18 protein-coding genes and 2 pseudogenes are annotated in these 21,915 nt (G+C 42.3%); 8 read left to right on the forward strand and 12 right to left on the reverse strand.

Annotation, left to right across the window (positions count from 1 at the left end; all coding sequences use genetic code 11):
- Positions 1-75: 75 nt before the first annotated feature.
- Positions 76-1,305: pseudogene (nrdJ, locus tag RMZ41_RS14265) on the reverse strand (ribonucleoside-triphosphate reductase, adenosylcobalamin-dependent); the annotation flags it as partial.
- 245 nt (positions 1,306-1,550) lie between these two features.
- Between nrdJ and RMZ41_RS14270 the strand changes: the two are divergent.
- Entirely contained in the window at positions 1,551-2,060 is a 510-nt protein-coding gene (locus RMZ41_RS14270; RefSeq protein WP_322642903.1) for an N-acetyltransferase, read from the forward strand.
- Between the two features lie 45 nt (positions 2,061-2,105).
- A complete protein-coding gene (locus RMZ41_RS14275; RefSeq protein WP_322642904.1) occupies positions 2,106-2,441 on the forward strand; it encodes a XisI protein in 336 nt (111 codons plus the stop codon).
- A gap of 191 nt (positions 2,442-2,632) precedes the next feature.
- Here the strand turns inward: RMZ41_RS14275 and RMZ41_RS14280 are convergent, their stop codons facing one another.
- Positions 2,633-3,649 carry a sulfate/molybdate ABC transporter ATP-binding protein gene (locus RMZ41_RS14280; protein ID WP_322642905.1) on the reverse strand — a complete coding sequence of 339 codons (1,017 nt, stop codon included), beginning with the start codon at positions 3,647-3,649 and terminating at the stop codon, positions 2,633-2,635.
- A gap of 94 nt (positions 3,650-3,743) precedes the next feature.
- Positions 3,744-4,409, reverse strand: a complete 666-nt coding sequence (gene yidD / locus RMZ41_RS14285; protein WP_409875326.1) for a membrane protein insertion efficiency factor YidD — start codon at positions 4,407-4,409, stop codon at positions 3,744-3,746.
- 106 nt (positions 4,410-4,515) lie between these two features.
- Here yidD and chlP point away from each other — a divergent pair, with 106 nt between their 5' ends.
- The 3 genes from chlP to RMZ41_RS14300 all read left to right on the forward strand — a co-directional run bounded on the left by chlP (position 4,516) and on the right by RMZ41_RS14300 (position 9,232).
- On the forward strand, positions 4,516-5,736 hold the full coding sequence (gene chlP, locus RMZ41_RS14290; protein ID WP_322642906.1) for a geranylgeranyl reductase: 1,221 nt from the start codon (positions 4,516-4,518) through the stop codon (positions 5,734-5,736).
- A gap of 334 nt (positions 5,737-6,070) precedes the next feature.
- Positions 6,071-7,441: a DUF3370 domain-containing protein gene (locus RMZ41_RS14295; RefSeq protein ID WP_322642907.1), complete on the forward strand. Its 1,371-nt coding sequence runs from the start codon at positions 6,071-6,073 to the stop codon at positions 7,439-7,441.
- 456 nt (positions 7,442-7,897) lie between these two features.
- Complete coding sequence (locus RMZ41_RS14300) at positions 7,898-9,232, forward strand: pentapeptide repeat-containing protein (RefSeq protein ID WP_322642908.1); 1,335 nt, start codon at positions 7,898-7,900, stop codon at positions 9,230-9,232.
- Between the two features lie 102 nt (positions 9,233-9,334).
- Here RMZ41_RS14300 and RMZ41_RS14305 read toward each other — a convergent pair.
- From RMZ41_RS14305 to RMZ41_RS14320, 4 genes and pseudogenes are all read right to left on the reverse strand, one after another.
- Positions 9,335-9,949, reverse strand: a pseudogene (locus tag RMZ41_RS14305) (Uma2 family endonuclease).
- A 121-nt stretch (positions 9,950-10,070) separates the two neighbouring features.
- Positions 10,071-10,709 (reverse strand): restriction endonuclease subunit R, encoded by a 639-nt coding sequence (locus RMZ41_RS14310; RefSeq protein ID WP_322642909.1) that lies wholly within the window; start codon positions 10,707-10,709, stop codon positions 10,071-10,073.
- Positions 10,710-10,887: 178 nt separating this feature from the next.
- Complete coding sequence (gene map / locus RMZ41_RS14315; RefSeq protein ID WP_322642910.1) at positions 10,888-11,664, reverse strand: type I methionyl aminopeptidase; 777 nt, start codon at positions 11,662-11,664, stop codon at positions 10,888-10,890.
- A 20-nt stretch (positions 11,665-11,684) separates the two neighbouring features.
- Complete coding sequence (locus tag RMZ41_RS14320) at positions 11,685-12,680, reverse strand: Gfo/Idh/MocA family oxidoreductase (protein WP_322642911.1); 996 nt, start codon at positions 12,678-12,680, stop codon at positions 11,685-11,687.
- Between the two features lie 560 nt (positions 12,681-13,240).
- On the opposite strand from RMZ41_RS14320, the gene RMZ41_RS14325 reads away from it, so the two are divergent.
- Positions 13,241-13,540, forward strand: a complete 300-nt coding sequence (locus RMZ41_RS14325) for a ferredoxin (protein ID WP_322642912.1) — start codon at positions 13,241-13,243, stop codon at positions 13,538-13,540.
- A gap of 739 nt (positions 13,541-14,279) precedes the next feature.
- Here RMZ41_RS14325 and RMZ41_RS14330 read toward each other — a convergent pair.
- Positions 14,280-15,182, reverse strand: coding sequence for a S1 RNA-binding domain-containing protein (locus RMZ41_RS14330; RefSeq protein WP_322642913.1), 903 nt, complete (start codon positions 15,180-15,182; stop codon positions 14,280-14,282).
- 121 nt (positions 15,183-15,303) lie between these two features.
- Positions 15,304-16,044, reverse strand: coding sequence for a dienelactone hydrolase family protein (locus tag RMZ41_RS14335; protein WP_322642914.1), 741 nt, complete (start codon positions 16,042-16,044; stop codon positions 15,304-15,306).
- A gap of 258 nt (positions 16,045-16,302) precedes the next feature.
- Between RMZ41_RS14335 and RMZ41_RS14340 the strand changes: the two genes are divergently transcribed.
- Positions 16,303-17,286 (forward strand): GntR family transcriptional regulator, encoded by a 984-nt coding sequence (locus tag RMZ41_RS14340; protein WP_322642915.1) that lies wholly within the window; start codon positions 16,303-16,305, stop codon positions 17,284-17,286.
- Positions 17,287-17,415: 129 nt separating this feature from the next.
- Positions 17,416-18,612, forward strand: coding sequence for an FAD-dependent oxidoreductase (locus RMZ41_RS14345; protein ID WP_322642916.1), 1,197 nt, complete (start codon positions 17,416-17,418; stop codon positions 18,610-18,612).
- Positions 18,613-18,626: 14 nt separating this feature from the next.
- On the opposite strand, the gene RMZ41_RS14350 is transcribed toward RMZ41_RS14345, so the two are convergent.
- The 3 genes from RMZ41_RS14350 to clpP form a co-directional block, all read right to left on the reverse strand.
- A complete protein-coding gene (locus tag RMZ41_RS14350) occupies positions 18,627-19,544 on the reverse strand; it encodes an alpha/beta hydrolase (RefSeq protein ID WP_322642917.1) in 918 nt (305 codons plus the stop codon).
- Between the two features lie 111 nt (positions 19,545-19,655).
- Complete coding sequence (gene clpX, locus RMZ41_RS14355; protein WP_322642918.1) at positions 19,656-20,996, reverse strand: ATP-dependent protease ATP-binding subunit ClpX; 1,341 nt, start codon at positions 20,994-20,996, stop codon at positions 19,656-19,658.
- A 9-nt stretch (positions 20,997-21,005) separates the two neighbouring features.
- Entirely contained in the window at positions 21,006-21,707 is a 702-nt protein-coding gene (gene clpP, locus RMZ41_RS14360) for an ATP-dependent Clp endopeptidase proteolytic subunit ClpP (RefSeq protein WP_322642919.1), read from the reverse strand.
- Positions 21,708-21,915: the final 208 nt, after the last annotated feature.

Genomic DNA, 21,915 nt, shown 5'->3' on the forward strand with positions numbered 1-21,915 from the left:
ATTTCTTTGATTACCACGGGATTAGCATCTCAGCTTTCCCCGTTTTTGCGAGGTTTTTAACGTGAGGCAAAATCACTTACCACACGGATTTAGCCCATAGCGAGCTAAACGATGTTCTAACTCATTAGCATCAAGATTTGAATAGCGTTCTTCTAACCACTCTTTTGCTGTTCCTTGTTCATAAGCTTGTAAAAACTCAACTTTCAAAGCTTGTGTTGGCAGCAAATCAATATTTGATCGCGCCACGGCTTCACCAGCCCATTGAATCGCTCCCTCGCCACTATAATATTGTTTGCGGACAGCATTCAGACATTCTTCTAAGGTTGGTTTGCGATGAAAAACTCTGGTATGGTTTGCCATCCTCAGTGCATCACGCTCTGGATCAATTCGCCAGTTGCCATTTTCATCTTGCTGCCATAAGTTATCTTTGGCAGTGGCTCCTTGTTGATCGTCAGCAATAAACTGACGCATCCCCGCACTTCTACGTATATTGCCTGCAACAATTGTTACAGCAGCCTGATCTATTAATAGACAGCATTCAACTGAATTTAATTGTCGTCCTAAAGCTTTATTGAGAATAGATGCACATCCTTGATACAGTACAGGCAATTTTACAGGATTAGCAACTCCTCCAAAGCCGTTGAGAGTTTCTCCCGCTTTTCTAACATCGCTGATATCAACTAATACTTCAATTTCTGCTGAGAATTGTTCGTCAGTGGAAAGTTCTAATAGGGTTTGATATGATTCAACCCAACCTTCACGGCTATCTCCCACGTGAATAGTGACGTTATTGCCTTCTATATGAGTTTGAGTATATTCACGTCGCTGTTGCACAGGAGTACTGCCAATTTCACCTTTTACAGTGACATTCAGTTGATTACGAATGGGGGGCAACTGGTTAATAAATTGTGGTTCTAGAACGGCTCCAGTACCACAGCCCATCATTGCCAAATCCATCATTAATCCGAAGGCACTCCAGTCTTGGAGATTGGTAGAGGTGCAATTATAAGCGCCGGAAAAGTTCTTGGGTTTGGTTATCCAGTCAGTGCCACCAACCCATAACCAGCGTCCACTGGGCATAGCTTTCAAGCTGCGCTGCATCTTATCGAGTATGGCAGCTTCTTCTTGAGTGAGCTTTCCTAACTCGACTAAACCAAGGAGAGTGCGATCGCATACCTCATCCCATGTTTCCCTTAGTCCTGCCTTTGTGCGGCGGCTATAGGTTCTAAAAAATACGGGATTTGCAGCCGGTGCAGTTTCGGGAAACTTTGCACTCTGGCGTTTTTTTTCTAGCTCTCGAACCATATATTAAGTGTCTTGCGTTCTGGTTGCGTGCGGACAGATTATGACTATACGCCAAGTAGTTTTAGTATTAAAGATTGTCAAATTGTCCACTTTACGCTAGCTATAGGGAGTACTATTTGCAACATAAATTTATGATGTATAATGTCACTCACCCTTGGGTAGGATCTCAATATTGAGTTTTAATTAGCACAGATTAAGTTATAAGTAATTCTGATTTCTGAATTCTTCAAGTAATTGGTTTTAAAATGATCGATATTCGTTGTGAAACTCTGCCCGACTACACAGTAATAGCTGAGGTGAATACATTAGCTTTTGGGCAGGAAAATGAGGCTAAACTTGTAGAGAAAATTCGCTGTTCTGATCGCTACATTCCAGAACTTTCTCTGGTTGCAGAGGTTGAAAATGCTGTAGTTGGTCATATTTTATTCAGCTACATTGATTTAGTGGGTCAAGAAACACTACAGGTACTTGGTCTAGCACCTTTAGCAGTTCATCCACAATTTCAAAGACAGGGTATTGGCAGCAAACTTGTACAAGCAGGGTTGGAAATAGCAGATGTAAAGAAAGAAGCTGTAGTTATTGTACTTGGTCATCCCCACTTCTATAATCGCTTTGGCTTTCAGGCTTCTGTTAATTATGAAATCACTTCTCCTTTTCCAGTACCAGAGGATGTATTCATGGTTAAAGTACTGCAAAGCTATGAAAAAAAGTATCAAGGAAAGGTTGTTTATCCGGCTGCTTTTGAGGAAGTATAGTATTTTTTACGCAAATTATGACCCTAATAATGAGGTGATTTTAGAATGGAAAAGATAGAACGATATCGTACACATATCAAACATTTATTAACTGAATACGCTAAAGATAGTCCATCGGATAATGAAGTGGAAACAGAACTAGTTTTTGACACAGAACGGGATCATTATCAGGTTGTTTATACAGGTTGGAAAAATCGCCATCCAATGTATGGGTGCGTGTTACATCTCGATATTAAAAACAACAAAATTTGGATACAGCATGATGGAACTGAGATTGGCATTGCTAATGAATTAGTTAATTTAGGAATTCCAAAAGAAGATATTGTTTTAGCATTTCATGAACCATTGGTAAGACAATATACAGGGTTTGCAGTTGGTTAGTTCTGGTATACTTAATATTATCTGTAATTATGCCTTAGCCAAAAATATAACTTTTATAACATCCTAATTAGAAACGATTTCAGTATTATAAAATGATGCCCCCTCTAGTTAACGTAAAATTAAAACTCCTAGCAAATAGCTGAATTATACAGCGATTAACTAGGAGTTTTTACTATTGGGATGGCAAAAGTCTAAATTGAATAAGACACTGGGAAGGATTTCGCATCCTTTGGTTTCACATAGACACGCTGTTTCGGTTCTAACTCTAAATCATTAAAGCGATCGCGTGTTAAATGCGCCATCACCACTTGCCCATCATCAAAAGTTAATTCTACCTGAATTTCCCAACCCAAATGTATCAATCGGCTTACTGTGGCAGCCGTAGTAGCACCGTTGGCAACCTTTTCTAAAATCACATCTTGCGGACGCAAAAACACTTGTGGGTGTGGTGCATCAAACCCGCTACTTTGAAAAATCTTCGAGGTGCTGGGTAACACATTTACTGGGCCAATGAAGCTCATTACAAACGCGGTGGCAGGATTATCGTAAATTTCTGCTGGTGTCCCCACCTGTTCCACGCGCCCTTTATTCATCACCACAACCTCATCGGAAACTTCCATTGCTTCCTCTTGGTCGTGGGTGACGAAAACCGTGGTAACATGAACCTCATCATGGAGGCGGCGTAACCATGCCCGTAAATCTTTGCGGACTTTAGCATCGAGTGCGCCAAAGGGTTCATCTAGCAATAAAACTTCCGGTTCTACTGCCAAAGCCCTTGCTAAAGCTACCCGTTGTCTTTGACCACCAGAAAGTTGTGATGGATAGCGATCGCCTAATCCACTCAATTGCACCAACTCTAGTAACTGTTCTACCTTTCCCTTAATCTTCTTTGGCTGTGCCTTCCGAATTTCTAAACCAAAAGCAATATTCTGTCTGACAGTCAAATGCTTAAATAAGGCATAATGCTGAAATACAAAGCCAATATTGCGCTGCTGTACGCTTTGGTATGTAGCGTCTTTACCAGTAAGCAGGATTTTGCCGCTATCTGGCATTTCTAAACCTGAAATTAACCGTAATAGCGTAGATTTACCCGATCCCGATGGCCCGAGTAACGCAACCAGCGAACCACTCTTAATTTCCAGGCTAACCTCATCAACTGCCTTGAAACTCCCGAATTGTTTGGAGACGTTCTCAACTACTATGCCCACTGCTGCTATACCTCTGCAACTAAATCTACAGATCCTTGGTAGGATTACTGTGTCTTACATATACCATACATAGTTATTTATAGATGAACAAGATTTAGCTACCGCAACTGCCGCAGTCGAGGCAGCTACAATCAACACCACTACAATCTAGAGAACCACAATCCATGCCACTACAATCGGGGGAACCACAATCGGGGGAACCACAATCAGGAATTATGCTAACCATCTCGGCACAATTGCAGCCCAAATCAGTACAATCAAAACATTCAGTATTATTGCTGGTAATAAATGAGGGGTTTTGACCAACTTTACCAGATGCTTTTTGTCGTTGCTGCGTTTCTGCCTCCTCTGGAGATTCTTCTGAATTCTCGATTTGCATAGATATATAGCGGCAAGCAACTGCACGTTTACGCAAAATATGGTTAGCTTCCTTGCAAGCTTGAAATCGTTCACGAGAATGGACAAATGCTACTTTCAAACCTTCTTGAGCAATTACCCGCTTAAAGTACGCAGAGCAAGATTCGCCGCCATATAGTATTCTGTGGGCACAAGCAAAACCTTTGTGTGGGGAAATATGCTTTTGATATCCGCTAATTGCGGCGGCACTAATTTGTCTAGTAAGAGAATCAAATAAGGAAATCTGCATATTTTGGGACTGGGGACTGGGGACTGGGGATTGGCGGCTGGGGATTGGGGATTGGGGACTAGGTAATATTCTTCCCAATTTCCAATTCCCAATCCCCACTTCGTATCGAAACATTAAGGAATATTGCATTTGTGCAGAAACCTGACGGTAAACCGCCAAATCACCAGAAAGACCGTGATAGTATGCTCTCGGTAAATGTGAAGATTTGGGAGAAAGACCTTTGACACTACGGGTTGCTGTTATTGGGTCAGGCCCTGCTGGTTCATCTGCCGCAGAAACACTGGCAGCCTCTGGGATTGAAACCTACCTGTTTGAGCGAAAGCTGGATAATGCAAAGCCTTGTGGGGGTGCAATTCCCCTCTGTATGGTGAGTGAATTTGACTTACCACCAGAGATTATCGATCGCCGAGTACGGAAGATGAAAATGATTTCGCCTTCTAATCGGGAGGTTGATATCAATCTGATAAATGAAGATGAATATATAGGAATGTGCCGCCGGGAAGTGCTAGATGGCTTTTTGCGCGATCGCGCGGCCAAACTAGGTGCAAATTTAATTAATGCCACTGTTCATAAACTTGATATACCAGGAAACAATACCGATCCCTATACCATTCATTACGTTGACCATGCAGAAGGCATATCACAGGGTATTGCTAAAACTCTGAAGGTGGATTTAATCATTGGGGCGGATGGGGCTAATTCTCGCGTTGCTAAAGAAATGGACGCTGGGGATTACAATTATGCGATCGCTTTCCAAGAGCGAATTCGCTTACCCGAAGACAAAATGGCCTACTACAACGACCTCGCCGAAATGTATGTCGGTGATGACGTTTCGACCGATTTCTACGCTTGGGTTTTCCCCAAATATGACCACGTAGCTGTCGGTACTGGCACGATGCAAATCAATAAGGCCAGCATCAAACAGTTACAAGCTGGTATCCGCGCCCGTGCTTCCGAAAAATTAGCAGGCGGTAAAATCATCAAAGTTGAAGCCCACCCCATTCCCGAACATCCCCGTCCCCGTCGTGTCGTTGGTCGCATCGCTTTGGTAGGAGATGCTGCCGGTTATGTTACCAAATCCTCTGGTGAAGGTATTTATTTTGCCGCTAAATCTGGGCGGATGTGTGCCGAAACCATTGTAGAAGCATCTAATAGTGGTAGCCGGATTCCTACAGAAGGCGACCTTAAGGTTTACCTGAAGCGTTGGGATAAGAGATACGGACTCACTTACAAGGTGCTGGACATTCTGCAAACTGTATTCTATCGCTCCGACGCTACCCGCGAGGCGTTTGTGGAAATGTGTGATGACCTCGATGTACAACGGCTAACATTCGATAGCTATTTGTATAAGACGGTTGTCCCAGCTAATCCCATCACCCAATTGAAGATTACTGCCAAAACTATTGGTAGTCTAATTCGGGGTAATGCCCTTGCACCTTAATTGAGGGCAAAAGACTGGGAATTCTAACAAATAAATTACTCAATTTTGTGGGGTGGACATCCTGCACGCTAATTAATTTAGGCGGGCAAGATGCCCACCCCATAATATATGTTTTTATCATTGGATAGTAAATAGACCCATGTTGTGGGGGCAATTCATGTAGACGAATTCGCGTAGAGCCTCTCGTAGAGAAGCGGCTACTCTACGAGTTCTCCAACGGAGTACCCACAGAGTATTGCCTCATTTGTGGTTGGCAGGAATACTTATTCACCTCGAAGGTATAGATTAGGTATGCTGTATTCTTAACTTCAGCGATAAATTGCTTTTTGAATAAATGCTTAATTTTATTTCCTATTTGTTTTTGGCTCAAGCATCGCCTTCTCCTGCACCTACACCACAGGAAATCTTTATTCCCCAACAAACAAGACCTTTAACAGGACATCTCGACGAAGTACCAGTATTTAACAGTAATAACCCAGAAGTAGTTCAGAGTGAAGGAATTCTGCTGTCTACATTTCCTCCTCAAGGCAAAAAAGTGCCTAGCGCCCACCTGAACTTTCCATTTCAGGGACGGTTTGATTTATTTTCTCACCACATTGCTAGAGCGATTGAGACTCCAAATGATTTGCGGACTCTTTATTTGGGGGTGATTGTTTATAATCCCAGCGATCGCCCTGCAACTGTCAATATATTGCAAGCAGCTAGTTATCTTAGTCAACCTGATGCTCCTTTTATCAAACTTCCCGCCATGCAATCAAATAATTCGGGAAATATTTTTGCAGGGCCAGGCGATCGCGTTATGAATGATATGCTACGAGTCAGACGACAGTCAGGATGGCCAGCCCAGTTGCTAATTCCACCAAAACAAAGCCGGATGTTAATGAATCATCCCATTCCAGTGCGTTCTTTGACCCCGCCATTGAATGGACGTTCTACTTTGTTACGTTTGTATAGCGATCGTCCAGTTTATCTGGCGAACCTAGCGATGTTTGCCAAACCCAATACCGATGGTAGTGAACGAGCGCCCACTTTAGAAGAATGGGAGAATTTGTTAGAAAATGGTGATTTTGCAGGGCCCCGTGAACCTGCTCCCAGTCCTCCCAATCACCTTGAAGGAGCAGCAGAAATTTACGGACGGGTAGCGGGGGTAGCTGTTGGTTCTCGTTGGCAAGTACAAGTTACCGACTCGAATAGTTCATACCTGACAATTCCCGAATCAGGACAAGCTTTTTCCTACGGTTTAAGTACCCTTCTGGCAGGCAAAATGGGTACTGGACAAAACCAAACTGCTAAATTAGTGGCGCGTTATCCTGGTACTGCTTACGAAGCTCACGGCAACTACGGCATTGAATACAACATCTCTCTACCATTAATCAACAATACGGATAAGCCGCAAACTATAAAGGTGCTTTTCCAAACGCCTATCAAAGAAGATGAATTAAGTAAACCAGGGCTTCGCTTTTTTTCACCACCTCAAGCATCTGTGTTTTTCCGAGGCACAGTTCGTATTCGCTACAATGACGATAATGGTTTACCCAGAACCCAATACTGGCATTTAGTTCAACAACGGGGACAGATGGGAGAACCGCTTGCTCAATTAAAAATATCCGCTGGACAGCAGCGACTTGTACAAGTGGATTTTCTCTACCCACCTGATGCTACGCCCCCTCAAATGCTGACAATTCAAACTGTAGACCAAACTTAACGAGACAACCTGCGTCTTTGTTGCATCGACCTACATCTTTGTTGCATCGACCTACATCTTTGTTGCATCGACCTACATCTTTGTTGCATCGACCTGCATCTTTGTTGCATTGACTTGCGTCTTTGTTATATCGACCTGCATCTTTGTTGCATTGACTTGCGTCTTTGTTATATCGACCTGCATCTTTGTTGCATTGACTCGCAAAAATTAAGCTATCCTCAATACTTGTTGGTTAAGGGGAAAAGGGGAAGGGGAAATGGGAAATAAAAAATCTTTAACCTTTACCCTTTAACCTTTTCCCCGTCTCTACAACGATTTTGGTATTATGCAAAATCATTTTCATACATGGAATCAGCAACGCCCGTTTCTAAGTTGCCTAAAATACAGGTTTTTGGTTTAGTGGAATTTCTGATAAAACAGATGTTGAACTGAATCTGCTGGGGCAAAATAGAAAACATGACAATTGAATCCAATTCCTCTAATCTACCAACCCCAGAACCAATCCCCGAAAACGATTTGCAACCAGATGACTTTGACGGTAGTTCAACTGAGAAAAACCTAACCTCAGATGTACTAGCGGCGATTGGGTCTTTGCAATCTCCGCAACATACAATTGCTTTACAACAAGCCCGTTCTGATTTCAAGCAACCTACTACCAAGCAATTCACAGTTAAGCCAAGGGCATTGCTAATTACTTTAATAGCGATCGCCATCACCTTCATTGGAATTATCCTTAATAACTGGATCGTCGGCATTATCGGAACGCTGATGAGTTTGCTGTTATCCCTAGCGATATTATTGCCTTGGTTACAAATAGTTTTAGATGAGTGGTTTTCACCCCAAGAACGCACCTTGTTTGTGGCCTTTTTGGGATTAATAGTAGCCATCATCGGCTTGATCCGGTTCACAGGTGTGAGCGATCGCTTACTTGCTTTAGGACGCAAAATTAACTGGGATATTGCTGGTAGCCTAGCAGAATGGTTTGGCGCTTTGGGACAAATTCTCATCGCTATCATTGCCGTTTATGTAGCTTGGCGGCAATATGTCATTTCCAAAGACTTGACAATTCAGCAGAACCTCCTCACAGTTCAGCAAAATATTATCACCCAGCAACAGACGATTGATTCCTATTTTCAAGGCGTTTCAGATTTGGTATTAGATGAAGAAGGGCTATTAGAAGATTGGCCTCAAGAAAGAGCGATCGCTGAAGGACGCACGGCGGCGATTTTAAGTAGTGTCGATGGTAGTGGAAAAGCGAAAATTCTCCGTTTTCTCTCGCGTTCTAAGTTATTGTCGCCCTTAAAACGCGATCGCTTATTAGGTCGAGCCATTCTCGATGGGACTGGCGGATATGCAGAAGACCGCCTCGAAGGTTTGCGTGTCATCGATTTGGGCGTAATGCTAGCCGCAGCAGACCTTTCTGGCACTGATTTACGTTGGACTGACCTCAGCGAAGCTAATCTTGTCCGCGCTAACCTAGCCGATTGCGATCTAGTGAAAGCCAACCTCTCCCGCACAATTCTATACGGTGCTAATCTCAATGGTGCTGACATCAACGGGATTCGTCTATTCTACGGTGTAGTAGATAAAGCATCACCCCGCAGTCGCACTGAACCACCAGATTATGAAACCGGCGAACAAACTGGCGCTGTGGTGGAAAATGCCGATTTCAGCAATGTGCAACGAATGTCTGAGTCTGTGCGTTGCTACTGTTGCGCTTGGGGTGGTGAAAAAACTAGAGCTACTATTCCTGGTGGTTGTGAAGGTATTCCTAATAAATTGGGAAGATAGTTATAAAACAATACAGTTCAGATAAGACCAAAACACTTGTAGAGACGGCGATTTATCGCGTCTCAAAAACTCAAAAACTGAACCGTATTGAGTTATAAAAAATTAGTTAGCCGCATTAAAAATTTGCTGTGCAGTTAAATTTAATTGTGGAAAGGTAGGTGATGAAATCGCGGTGTTATCTTAAAACGCTGTCATTTGATATTCATCATCAACTAATTCGCATACAAAACTAGTAGCTTGTTTAGGATTGCCGATAAACTTTCTTGCGCCCAATGCAGCATAATCAACAATCCAATATTCAGGAATTCCCATTTCTTCATAATCTCTAAGCTTATTGTAGTAATCATCTCGCCAATTGGTTGAAACAACTTCTATAACTATTGGAACTGATGCTGCTTGGCTTACTGTTGACTGTTTTTGAAAAAGCGGTTCATTGTCAAGATTATCAAGATTTAGCAGCAACACATCAGGCGAATAAGCGGATTCGGCAGAAGGAGTTTGGATTAATGCAGTTTTGGGTATAGTGTAGGGAAGATTCAGGCGATCAAACTCGACAGTTAGCTTATGGGCTATAAATCCTACAACTTTCTCATGCGAACCACTTGGGGGTGGCATTTCAATAATTACTCCTTTGTGCAATTCATAGCGTTTACCGTCATTGGGATACCATTCGATAAATTCATTGAAGCTGAGTAATTTAGGCAACGCTTGAGTCATAATCTACCCCCATATATGTTTTAATTTCTCATATAATAAATATTGATTTTTAGTTGATAAAAGAGACCATAAAGATTTGTCCTTCCAGGTTCAGAACTAGAGCAGGTATTGCCGCTCTTGATTATTCTAACTTCCTTTGATCGGGCAGTTGACTAATACACTTCAAAATCTGGAGTACACTATACAACTCATTACCACGGTTACGGACATCAAAAATGTCTGAAGTGGCATAGCGAGGAGGATCGCCTTTGACCAGTTTAATGAACATAAAACTGCCACCAGAAGTAATCATGCCAAATACTACATCTTGTGACTGAGGAGCAGCCAGCATATATGCCAAAATTTGATCGAGTCCTGCTTCTACAGAATAAGCAACCTGTTTTGACTCAATGACTGTTACCCATAATTTTTGATTTAAAAGTAAGAAGTCAATTCGTCCTTTGATAATAATTTGGTTGTCTTGTGTTTCAATCTCGATAGACTTCTCTAATTTGACATAAAAAGGAGGTAGATAAAACTTGCCAATGAATAGTAGTGGCGATAAAACAGTCGTATTAACTGTATTTTCTAATAAAGGCGGATGGTTTCGTAAATTTAAGTAACCTGCCTTTATTTGATCCAATAGTTGCTTTTCTAAGTTTGTCAGTTCAGGTAGGTCATCTTGCCACTCTCGAAAGAATTCTTCCGAATCAACTAACTCTAATCCATAGAGCAATATTAGCTGCTCAAGTGTGACGTTTTCCGCAGCAATTTGAGTCATTATGTTAATCAAGTAAAAGAAAAACCGTAAGGATTCAGCACCCAGGAGTCAGGAGCCAGAATTTATCAGGAATCTAGAATGATTGGTATATTTAGTCATCAAATGTTCTCCTGATTCTTTAACTATTCTGAATTCTGAATTCTGACTCCTGAATTCTTACGAAAAACCTATCAGTCGTTTAGTAATTCTCGCCTTCAGGTAGGGTAAGAATTTCAACGCCATCTTCAGTTACAACTAAGGTATGCTCGCATTGAGCGGATAGTTTGCGATCGCGCGTTACCGCAGTCCACTTATCGCTGAGAACTTCAACTTCGTAAGTCCCCTCATTAATCATTGGTTCAATAGTAAAAACCATCCCTGGTCTGAGGCGCTTACCCTTACCGCGAGTGCCATAATGGGGAACATCCGGCGCAGTGTGGAATATGTTACTGATCCCGTGTCCAACGAAATCTCGCACTACAGAAAAGCCTTGTCCTTCAGCATACTCTTGAATAGCTGCACCAATGTCTCCAATGCGGGCCCCAGGTTTAACTTCAGCAATCCCCAGGCGCAAACACTCTTCTGTCACTTCTACCAGCTTCCTCGTTTTTGGAGAAGGAGTACCAACAAAGAATGTCTTCGATGTATCGCCGTGATAACCTTCAACAATGGGCGTTACATCAATATTAATAATGTCACCATCTCTGAGAATCTGCTTGGCGTTAGGAATGCCATGACAAATTACCTCATTTACACTAGTGCAAATCGATTTGGGATAACCCTTATAGCCAAGAGGGGCGCTTTTTGCTCCGTGCGCTTGCGTCCAGCGTTCGGCTTCATCATTTAGTTCCAGAGTGCTAACCCCTGGCTTTACAAATGGTTCAAGATGCTGGAGAAGTTTAGCAGCTAAACGCCCAGCTTGACGCATTTTCTCTATTTCTCGTTGGGATAAAATAACAATTAGTTCGGTTTTCATTAACTTTTATCTAGACAAATTTACATAAACATAGTGAACCCTGTCTGTGCAGCCCTTTGTGCAGCATCAGCAACCTTTAAGGTATACAAACTCTCCTCTGGGGTAACGTACAAAGGAGTGCCATCAAAAAGATGGTTTAATACCATATTCGTGTCTTTAGCGAACAAACCCCGACGAGGGCCAACCTCTATAGGTGTTGTTTCCCCTGGCTGAATGAAAATTCCTGTGTCGCCATCAAAAACTAAACCACCTTTTTCGCCGTGAACTTCAAACTTGCGTTCTGATTGCCAAATACTCTCGCCTTTGCCGTAAACTACTTGGGCTAAAAGTCCACTGTTAAAACAGAGTTCGCTAGTACAAAAACAGGTCTGGTAATATTCCGGTTCTATTTCCCAATATCGCTGGTGACAGTTAACAGTAAATACTGTACCAAATAAATCGATGAGGCGATGTAGGCGAGATAGCGCTCCAATTAAGGGAAAACCGAACAACTCGTGGTTATAAGTCCATTTACGGGGTGCAGGATTTTGGGGATTGATGGTGCTGTAGCGAGCATAAAACACTTCACCAATTTTGTCTAAGTTTTTCTTCAAGGCTTGATGCAAACCACCTAAAAGTTCCAAGTGTTCGACGTGCAGGAGCTTTTGCTGTGCTTTGGCTAGGGCGATTAACTCCTCAGCTTCGACTATATCCAATGAAAGGGGATACTCTATAATTACGTGTTTGCCGTTGCTAAGTGCTGCATGAGCGATCGCACCATGATCTCGATTAACAGTGCAAATCACCACCAGGTCTACATCTTCCCGATCTACTAGCTCTTGCCAAGAACTCAACGCTTTAATCTGGTATTCTCTGACAAAGGCTGCTGTTTTTTCTGCGGTATGACCAACAACTGCGATTAATTGCGATCGCTCATCATGGAGCAATGCCTCAGCCCGAAACTTTGCCGCATACCCAGTACCTACCAAACCTACACGCACTCTTGCTTTTTCCAAAGATGCTCCTGAATTATACATAATCCTGCTATATAAAAACTTGGAACAAACCCATTATGTTACCTGCTTATAAATCAATACGCTTGGGTTAAGGACTACTGGTAAAAATTTTGGGTTTTTGAGACGCGATAAATCGCCGTCTCTACAAGTGTTTTGGTCTTATCTGAACTGTATTGGCTTATAAATAGGTTTTTGTTAGCCTTGTTATTGCAGGAAATTTTTTGATTTCAAACAACCTCTCAAGTTTATCGATTATCTTGACAAAAATCTTACTTTATGAGTCAAAGCTTTGTTGCAAATTAAATTTTAGATAATATCAAATTTAATCATGTTTCCTTTGTTAAGAGATAGCTTTTTATTATTACAGCCTGAATAAAGCCGGAAATACATAAATAAAACTTATCAGGATTAAGTAACTAAATTTCATTACTAATCGGGTTCGATTTCCAGTTACATAGTTTAATTTTTCTCGTAGTATCAGAATTGAAGCAAATATAAACTAGCGGCTAATTCCACAGAACAGCCGCGACCTTTGCCTTAAGATAACTTATACTGCCGTTCATAAAAGAGAGGATTTTTCAATGGCTACTTATCAAGTTAGACTTATCAACGAAGCCGAAGGACTGGACAAAACACTTGAGGTTGAAGACGATACCTATATTCTAGACGCTGCTGAAGAAGCTGGTATTGACCTTCCCTACTCTTGCCGCGCTGGTGCTTGCTCGACTTGTGCAGGTAAACTCGTATCAGGTACTGTCGATCAAGGCGATCAATCATTCTTAGATGACGATCAAATAGAAGCTGGATATGTGCTTACCTGTGTTGCTTACCCAACTTCTAATCTCACAATCGAAACTCACAAAGAAGAAGAACTCTATTAAGGGACTTCCAGTTAAAAAAATATCCCATTGTAGGGGCGCAAGGGCTTGCGCCCCTACAAGTATGCAAATAATTTGGGATAATTTATTTTCTGCAAGTCCCTATGCTGGATTACTTGCGGAAAACACCAAAATGAGAAAGTAAAAGCAGCTTTTGAGTAAGTAAACACAGCTTTTACTTGCGGAAAACACCAAAATCAGAAAGCAAAAGCAGCTTTTGAATAAGTAAACACAGCTTTTGCTTGCGAAAAACACTGAAATCTGAAAGTAAAAGCAGCTTTTGAATAAGTAAACACAACTTTTGCTTGCGAAAAACACTGAAATCTGAAAGTAAAAGCAGCTTTTGAATAAGTAAAAGCTGTTTTTGCTTATTAAATTCGACTTTAGGGACTCCCAAATAAAAAAATACTCAGCTACTTCTTGTGTGGTGGGCATCTAGGGACTGTTTTCAAACTTGAAGATACCCCCTTAAAATCAGCACCAGAGGGACACCTCCGGTTTTCTGCACATGGATGGTGGAGGTTTGTTGCGAAGTAGTGGGTTATTATCTTTTCTCGCATCGAGACTTGCAAAGTATAATATTTAAGCACTTCAGACTTTTAAAAATATTTGTAACAGACTTATTTTCTACAAATAAAAAATTTCCCCCATATCTTTGTAGAAGATGCAGGGGGAGTATTAACAATTCAAAATTGTTTTAGATGGCGATTTAAACGCTTTATGCAAACAGCCCACTTTAAAACTATTCAGAAGCTTTGTTATTAGCTCTATTAGCACGCGCCTCAGCCGAAGCCATCACTTCATCCATATTCTCTAACACTTCACCAGGAAAGTTTTCCAAAACTCTGGTAGAAAGAGCAACCCGCCCTTTCCCTTCATCCAAATCAATTATTACAGCTTTAATTGGCTGACCAACTTGAAATACTTTTTCTAGAGAATCAATGAATTTTTGGCTTACCTGTTTGATATGAAGCAAAGCCCCCATACCATTTAAATCGACAAACACACCAAAAGGTTTGATGCCAGTAACTTTACCTTCTACCAGTTGACCTAGTTCTAATAAGCTGAAGTTGCTAGAACGAGTTGCTAAACGTTGCGAAAGGATGAGTTTGTTGGTGTTTTTATTAATTTCCAAAAAGCCCACAGTCAGATTTTGACCTTTGAGTGCATCTAAATTATCACGCTCTGCCAAGTGCGATCGCGGAATAAACCCCCGCAAAGAGAGAATATCTACGGTGACACCACCTTTATTTACACCCATAACCTTTACTTGCACAGTCTGGGCATTCTCCTGCATTTCGGCCAATCGTTCCCAGATGTGCTGGATTTCCAGCTGCTTGCGAGAAAGGGTGACTTGACCTTCTGCATCCTGATCTCGGATAATCAAAAATTGCATTTCTTCTTGCAATGGCAGCACTTCCGATAAATCGGTAACTGCTCTCAAAGAAGCCTCATCGCGCGGCAGAAAAGCTGACGACTTGCCACCAATATCAACATAAGCTCCATCATGGTCAAGTTGGAACACTTTGCCATGTACAACCTGTCCCTTTTGAAACTGGTAGTCGTGTTTTTCTAATGCTTTGGCAAAATCGTCCATTGTAAATGACGAATTGGCTGCTTGAGAAAGTTTCGATTCGGAATTCATGACTTTTGAAGATTAATTTTTATTTGAGATGATGTCATTGAAGTTTAGATTGCCATTTGTCATTTGTCAGTTGTCCTTTACAAATGACCAATGACCAATGACGAACTTGGTTGCACAGTTTTTAGTTCAGTTGACCAAAAAGTTGTTTTACCTGCTCCCAAGCATCGGCTGCCGCTTTAGGATTATAACTGGCACGACGGTCACAGAAAAATCCGTGATCAGATCCATCGTAACGAAACACACGATGAGGAATTCTATATTTTTCTAACTCTGTTTCAATCTCATCTACTTGTTCGGGTGGGATGCTAGCATCTTCTTTGCCAAAGAAGGCATAAAGAGTACCTGGAATTTCTCTAGTACGGGTGACAGTGGGTGTGCCACCTCCTGGTGTACGAGTAGTAATTCCAGCACCGTAGAAGGAAGCTGTAGCTTTAATATCTGGTAAAGTGGCTGCAAGATATGCGACATGACCACCAAAGCAGAAGCCAATACAGCCAAAGCTATCCTTTTTCACTTGGGGCAGATTTTTGAGGTAGTCAATTGCTGATTGAATATCGCTTAATAACTCAGAGGCTTGAGTTTGCGCGGCATAATCTCTGCCGATTTTAATATCTTCGGGCGTGTATCCGGTTTCAAAGCCAGGAGCAGTGCGTTGAAAAAGTGCAGGTGCGATCGCTACATACCCAAGTTTGGCAATCCGTTCTGTAACATCCCGAATGTGAACGTTGACACCAAAAATCTCTTGTAATACTACGACTCCTGGGTAAAATCCAGGTTCTTTGGGTTCTGCTAAATAAGCAGACACTTGAATATTATCTTGCAAAAGATTAACCGTTGTGGTAATTATTGCTTGCTCTGTCATAATAATTTTTACCAGTGTTATGTGATTAACGGTGTGTTTGTTTGATATAACTATGCCAGTATGTCCAAGTTATTTTCAATAAAGTTATCAATTACCATAGTGAGCGCAGTCAAAATTTTTACCCAAAAAATTTTATATTTAAATCAAATATTTGATATGTAGCAAATACAGCTGGTCAAAAAAGGAGTGCTGGGTATAAAAGCAACACTTAATACTCAAAACTCGAAACTCAGCATTTAGTATTCAGGAGGTTTGGTGATGATTCAATTCCGTATTCAGCCAGACAGCGAAATTCCCGCATCAACCCAGCTGTTTAATCAAATCCGCTTTGCGATCGCTTCTCGGCAATATCCCCCAGCGTACAAATTGCCAAGCACACGAGCGCTGGCAATGCAAACGGGATTACACCGTAATACCATTAGCAAAGTTTACCGTCAACTAGAAGAAGACGGATTTGTTGAAAGTATGGCTGGTTCGGGTATTTATGTTCGTGCCCAAGGTCATGAGGGCGGTAGTAGGCTGCAATCACCAATTCTCAAACAAAATCCTGATGCTTATCAAGTTGTGCAGAAAGCACTAGACGATCTGCTCTCTCAAGGATGTTCCCTCAATCAAGCCAGAGAGCTATTCTTAGCGGAAATTGACTGGCGCTTGCGTTGTAGTGCGCGGGTACTGGTTGCAGTTCCATCTTATGACATGGGTGCTGGTGAATTGATGGTTTATGAATTAGAGCGATCGCTAAAAATACCAGTTCAATTGGTCGCAATGGAAGAATTAACAGCAGTCTTAGATAAAACTACCTCTGCGACAGTAGTTACAAGTCGGTATTTTATCAGTAATGTGGAAGCGATCGCAGCCCCGAAAGCTGCACGGGTAATTCCTCTGGATATTTACGATTACAGCAAAGAACTCAGCCTCTTGAAAACCCTCCCAAAAGAAAATTGTGTAGGCATAGTTAGCCTCAGTTCTGGCATTGCACGAGCCGCAGAAGTCATCCTCCACGGTCTGCGAGGAGATGAACTACTTGTGATGACTTCGCAACCAAAAGATGCCTATAAACTTCAAGCAATGGTTAAACGCGCTGAAGTAATAATAAGCGATCAAGCCAGTTTTGCGGCAGTGCAAGCAGCCGTGCAAGCATCTGATGAAGATATTATTCGTCCACCAAAGCTAATTAAGGTTGAAAATTATATCGGCATTAACTCAATTAACTTGCTAAAAAGAGAACTGGGTTTGAGTTAATTACGACTTAGGCAAAATATCTCTCAAACTCTCATTTCTCTGTGCCCTCTGTGCCTCTGTGGTTCGTTATTCTAAAACTAGTTAGTGCAGAACACCTTTGAGAACAACTAATACAGCAGGGATAACGTAATGCAAATTGTAATTGTAGGCGCAGGCCCAACAGGTGCAACCCTTGCCCTCCTCCTTGCACAACGCGGTATTTCTGTAACGTTAATTGAAGCAGCAAAAGACTTTCATCGTGTTTTTCGCGGTGAAGGATTAATGCCCAGTGGATTAGATGCACTAGACCAAATGGGTTTATCAGCATTGTTACAGCAGATTCCCCATCGACAACTCGACGCATGGGAATTCATCCTGGGAGAAAAACAATTGTTTCGAGTCGAGGAGCCAATGGGCGCAACCCGTCCCTGTACGCTGGTTTCACAACCACCGCTACTCAAAGCACTGATTTCGGAAGCTCAAACCAAGGATGGGTTTGAATTTATCCAGGGTGTTCCCGTCAAGGATTTACGGTGGAGCAACGAACGTGTCGCAGGCGTAGTACTAAACGATGGCAGAGAACTTACTGCTGACCTAGTAATTGGGGCAGATGGTCGGAATTCTCAGGTGCGACAACGCATAGGATTGGAATTAGTCCGCCAGCCCAAAAATATTGATATTCTCTGGTTTAAACTTGCCGCCAGTCCTGAGTTTGCAACCGATAATGTGTTTCGTACTATTGTAAATGGCGATCGCGTATTTACCATTTTTCATGGAGCAGAATCAGGAAAACTGCATCTAGCTTGGGTGATGTCCGCAACCGAAAACACTGACTTTAAGCAAGGAAACTGGGCAGAGACTTTTGCCTCACTATCACCCTCATGGCTAGCAGAGCATTTCCGTAATTATGCAGACACCATCGAATCCCCCATTCGGCTTTCTGTTGTAGTTGGTTATTGTCCCCAATGGCACGCACCAGGAGTATTACTTCTCGGTGACGCTGCACACCCAATGTCTCCTGTCCGCGCTCAAGGAATTAATTTAGCATTCCGTGATGTTATTGTTGCTGCTAATCATCTTGTGCCGTTGTTGCACAAAGAAGCTGAACACCAGGATATTGATATGGCACTATCGCACATCCAAGCAGAACGTCAGCCAGAAATTATCCGCGCCCAGCAACTCCAGTTAGAGGAAGCTAAACAAGGCGAACTACTGCGAAAAAATGCCATGCTGCGATCGCTGTTGATTCAACTTGCTCCCTTACTCGGTAAAATAATTAAAAAGTCTTGGTTAAGGCGACAATATAAAATGCGTCAAGGTATCACACAGGTTCATTTAACTGTCTAAAAAACCGCCAGAAGTTATCTAACTTGTGGCTGTGGGGTATTAATTTGCAAAAACTCTTGCACTAATTTCATATAAGTTGGAGTATCTTCCAACATTGGGAAGTGGGCTGTGTTGGCAATCATCACAAATTCCACTTTGTCGTTTAGTGCGGCTGCTTTACGCCCCATCTCGGCTGGAATAATTTTGTCATACTCCCCGGCAACGAGTAGAGTCGGCACTGTCAGCTTGGCAAACTCAAGCGGCATCACTTCAGATTGAGCCTTACTAACGGAGGTAAAAATTGTCCCTAAAGCTGCATCGTAATCTGCTTCGAGAAAATCTTCTAAAAAAGCTTGACGCTCAGAATGTGGTATTGAGCTATATAAAAATCTGGCCATAAACATCCGGTCAACAAATGGAATTTTGCTTAACCACTTGGGACGGAATTTCACCACATAGCCACCGAATTTATGAAAAGCACTAAAAGATTTTTCGTCGTACTCAAAAATGCCGCTACAGGTTAGAATTCCTCGTTCGACTCGTTGCGGGTAGCGGTTAAAAAATAAGGTGGCAACAGACGCGCCCATTGAATGAGCATTAATATAGACGCGCTGAAGATGCAGCCCATCTAACAAAGCTGCCAAATCATCAGCGTATTCTTCTAATTCATAAGTCAACTCTCTGATTGCCTCTGATTCTTGTTGTGGAGACTCAGATTCGGCAACAGCTTCACTTGCTTGCGCGATGGTTGGCTTACCACGAGAACGACCAAATCCCCGCAAGTCGTAAAGTAAACAATCAAATTGTTCTGATAAAGCATTAGCGGTATTTTGCCAATACCTGGCCGAACCAGCCCAACCATGCATAAAAACCATCACTGGTTTTACCAAACCAGATGGTTTTTTCACCCATTCGTAGTAATGGTCAACGCCACGAACTTTAATATAAGGCATTAATCATTTGTCCTTTGTCAGTTGTCATTAGTCATTTGTCCTTGGTACATAGTTATTATTCCTTAGTTCTTGACAAATAACCAATGACTAATGACCAATGACTAATGACTATTAAGCTGATTCTGGTTTCGGTAGTGAAGATGGATGTATTATCAGTTCAGCAGTCGATCGCTTCTCAACCATCTCGCGTGTTACTGTACAGCGTGTCACATCCTTGCGGGATGGTAACTCGTACATTACATCGAGCATAAGTTCTTCGATAATGCCCCGCAACGCTCTAGCACCAGTTTTACGGCGGTAGGCTTCTTGAGCGATCGCTCGTAAAGCTTCTGGTTTAAAATCTAACTGGACATTATCCATCTTCAGCAGTTTTTGGTACTGCTTGACTAAGGCACTGCGTGGTTGGGTGAGAATTGCCATCAACGCTTCTTCATCTAGCGGATCTACTACTGCTACCATTGGCACGCGCCCAATAAATTCAGGAATCATACCAAATTTTACTAGATCGTCCGGCGCTAAATGGCGGAGAGTATCTGCTGCCCGTTTTTCCTTCGTTTGCCCTTCTCCAGGTTGTACAAAGCCTATTGCTTTTTTGCCAACTCTCTGATCCACAACCTTTTCTAAGCCTACGAAAGCACCACCACAGACGAACAAAATATTGCTTGTATCAATCTGTATACAGTCTTGATAAGGATGCTTGCGTCCACCTTGGGGTGGTACATTGGCGATCGTGCCCTCTAACATTTTCAGCAAGGCTTGCTGCACGCCTTCGCCAGAAACATCGCGGGTAATTGACGGGTTCTCACTCTTACGAGCAATTTTGTCAATTTCATCAATGTAGATAATTCCTCGTTGCGCTTCTTCTATATCCAAATCTGCCACTTGCAACAGTCGCAGTAAGATATTTTCTACATCTTCGCCCACATACCCTGCTTCCGTCAGCGTTGTAGCATCAGCAACGGCAAAGGGGACATCTAAAATTTTCGCTAGGGTTTGGGCTAAAAGAGTTTTGCCGCAACCAGTTGGGCCAATTAACAAAATGTTAGACTTTTGCAGTTCTACTGCATCATCCGCTCCACCTTTGCCACTACCTTTAGACTGAATAACCGCCAACCGTTTGTAGTGATTGTAAACGGCTACCGACAGCACCTTCTTGGCTTCGTCTTGACCAATAACGTGTTCGTCTAGATACTTTTTAATCTCTCTTGGCTTGGGTATTTGATTAAACGAAATACTAGAAGATTGAGTACGCCGTTTTTGAGGTGGTTCTGCTCTTGGTGCAGGTTGTGCTGCCGCACCATTGGTATCGAGTAACTCTTCATCTAGTATTTCATTACACAAGTCAACGCATTCATCGCAGATGTAGACTCCCGGCCCTGCGATTAATTTACGCACCTGCTCTTGAGACTTGCCGCAAAACGAACATTTTAAATGGGAGTCGTACTTAGACATACCAGCCTCTTATTTCAGAATGGTGACGTTCTCCCCTGCTACGGGAAGATTTTGCCTGGAAATGACCTGATCGATCAAACCGTAGTTTTTTGCCTCTTCTGCCGACATAAAAAAGTCACGCTCAGTATCTGCTTCAATTCTTTCTAAGGGTTGACCAGTATGATGAGCCATTAACTGATTCAACTTAGCCTTAACGTAAAGAATTTCTCTAGCTTGAATTTCAATGTCAATAGCTTGACCTTGAGCGCCACCAAGCGGTTGGTGAATCATAATCCGGGAGTCGGGCAGAGACATTCGCTTCCCGGCAGCCCCTGCTGTCAACAAAAATGCCCCCATGCTCGCGGCTAATCCAAAACAGATTGTAACAACATCAGGGCGAATTTGCTGTATTGTATCATAGATTGCCATCCCTGCGTAGACCGAGCCGCCAGGAGAATTAACATACAGTTGGATGTCTTTTTCTGAGTCTTCGGCATCTAGGAATAACAACTGAGCCACAATTGAGTTGGCTACAGTATCGTCTATTGGCGTTCCCAAAAAGATAATCCGCTCTCGCAGCAGGCGGGAGTAGATGTCGAAAGCCCTTTCTCCCATACCAGATTGTTCTACCACCATCGGCACGATGTTGCTAGGGCTGTTGTTTAACTGGGAGTTAATGTTTATCCGACTTTGGTTGCTGATGGGGTAGTTTCCCGACTGCGATACAAGCATACAAGCTTTCTTTGACGATAATTTAGGACAGATGTTTCAGCAGCTTATGCTGCCTTTTCGAAGAATGGGATTTTTATAGGTACGTGTTAACCATTATGCCTCATATAATTTCCTCTCGTGTAACACAGTATCAAGCTCAGTCCATAACGTGTGTCACAATTTGCCAAAAATGCATTAATTCTTTAAATTATTTGAAATTTATGTCCCT

This window comes from Nostoc sp. DedVER02 (assembly GCF_034530675.2).
Classification (GTDB): Bacteria; Cyanobacteriota; Cyanobacteriia; order Cyanobacteriales; family Nostocaceae; genus Nostoc.

What these genes read in the sequence shown, in the direction of transcription:
- RMZ41_RS14270 (WP_322642903.1), top strand. Translation starts at nt 1,551, where the DNA reads ATGATCGATATTCGTTGTGAAACTCTGCCCGACTACACAGTAATAGCT.
- RMZ41_RS14275 (WP_322642904.1), top strand. Translation starts at nt 2,106, where the DNA reads ATGGAAAAGATAGAACGATATCGTACACATATCAAACATTTATTAACT.
- yidD (WP_409875326.1), bottom strand. Translation starts at nt 4,409, where the DNA reads ATGTTTCGATACGAAGTGGGGATTGGGAATTGGAAATTGGGAAGAATA.
- RMZ41_RS14295 (WP_322642907.1), top strand. Translation starts at nt 6,071, where the DNA reads ATGCTTAATTTTATTTCCTATTTGTTTTTGGCTCAAGCATCGCCTTCT.
- RMZ41_RS14300 (WP_322642908.1), top strand. Translation starts at nt 7,898, where the DNA reads ATGACAATTGAATCCAATTCCTCTAATCTACCAACCCCAGAACCAATC.
- RMZ41_RS14310 (WP_322642909.1), bottom strand. Translation starts at nt 10,709, where the DNA reads ATGACTCAAATTGCTGCGGAAAACGTCACACTTGAGCAGCTAATATTG.
- map (WP_322642910.1), bottom strand. Translation starts at nt 11,664, where the DNA reads ATGAAAACCGAACTAATTGTTATTTTATCCCAACGAGAAATAGAGAAA.
- RMZ41_RS14320 (WP_322642911.1), bottom strand. Translation starts at nt 12,680, where the DNA reads ATGTATAATTCAGGAGCATCTTTGGAAAAAGCAAGAGTGCGTGTAGGT.
- RMZ41_RS14325 (WP_322642912.1), top strand. Translation starts at nt 13,241, where the DNA reads ATGGCTACTTATCAAGTTAGACTTATCAACGAAGCCGAAGGACTGGAC.
- RMZ41_RS14330 (WP_322642913.1), bottom strand. Translation starts at nt 15,182, where the DNA reads ATGAATTCCGAATCGAAACTTTCTCAAGCAGCCAATTCGTCATTTACA.
- RMZ41_RS14335 (WP_322642914.1), bottom strand. Translation starts at nt 16,044, where the DNA reads ATGACAGAGCAAGCAATAATTACCACAACGGTTAATCTTTTGCAAGAT.
- RMZ41_RS14340 (WP_322642915.1), top strand. Translation starts at nt 16,303, where the DNA reads ATGATTCAATTCCGTATTCAGCCAGACAGCGAAATTCCCGCATCAACC.
- RMZ41_RS14345 (WP_322642916.1), top strand. Translation starts at nt 17,416, where the DNA reads ATGCAAATTGTAATTGTAGGCGCAGGCCCAACAGGTGCAACCCTTGCC.
- RMZ41_RS14350 (WP_322642917.1), bottom strand. Translation starts at nt 19,544, where the DNA reads ATGCCTTATATTAAAGTTCGTGGCGTTGACCATTACTACGAATGGGTG.
- clpX (WP_322642918.1), bottom strand. Translation starts at nt 20,996, where the DNA reads ATGTCTAAGTACGACTCCCATTTAAAATGTTCGTTTTGCGGCAAGTCT.
- clpP (WP_322642919.1), bottom strand. Translation starts at nt 21,707, where the DNA reads ATGCTTGTATCGCAGTCGGGAAACTACCCCATCAGCAACCAAAGTCGG.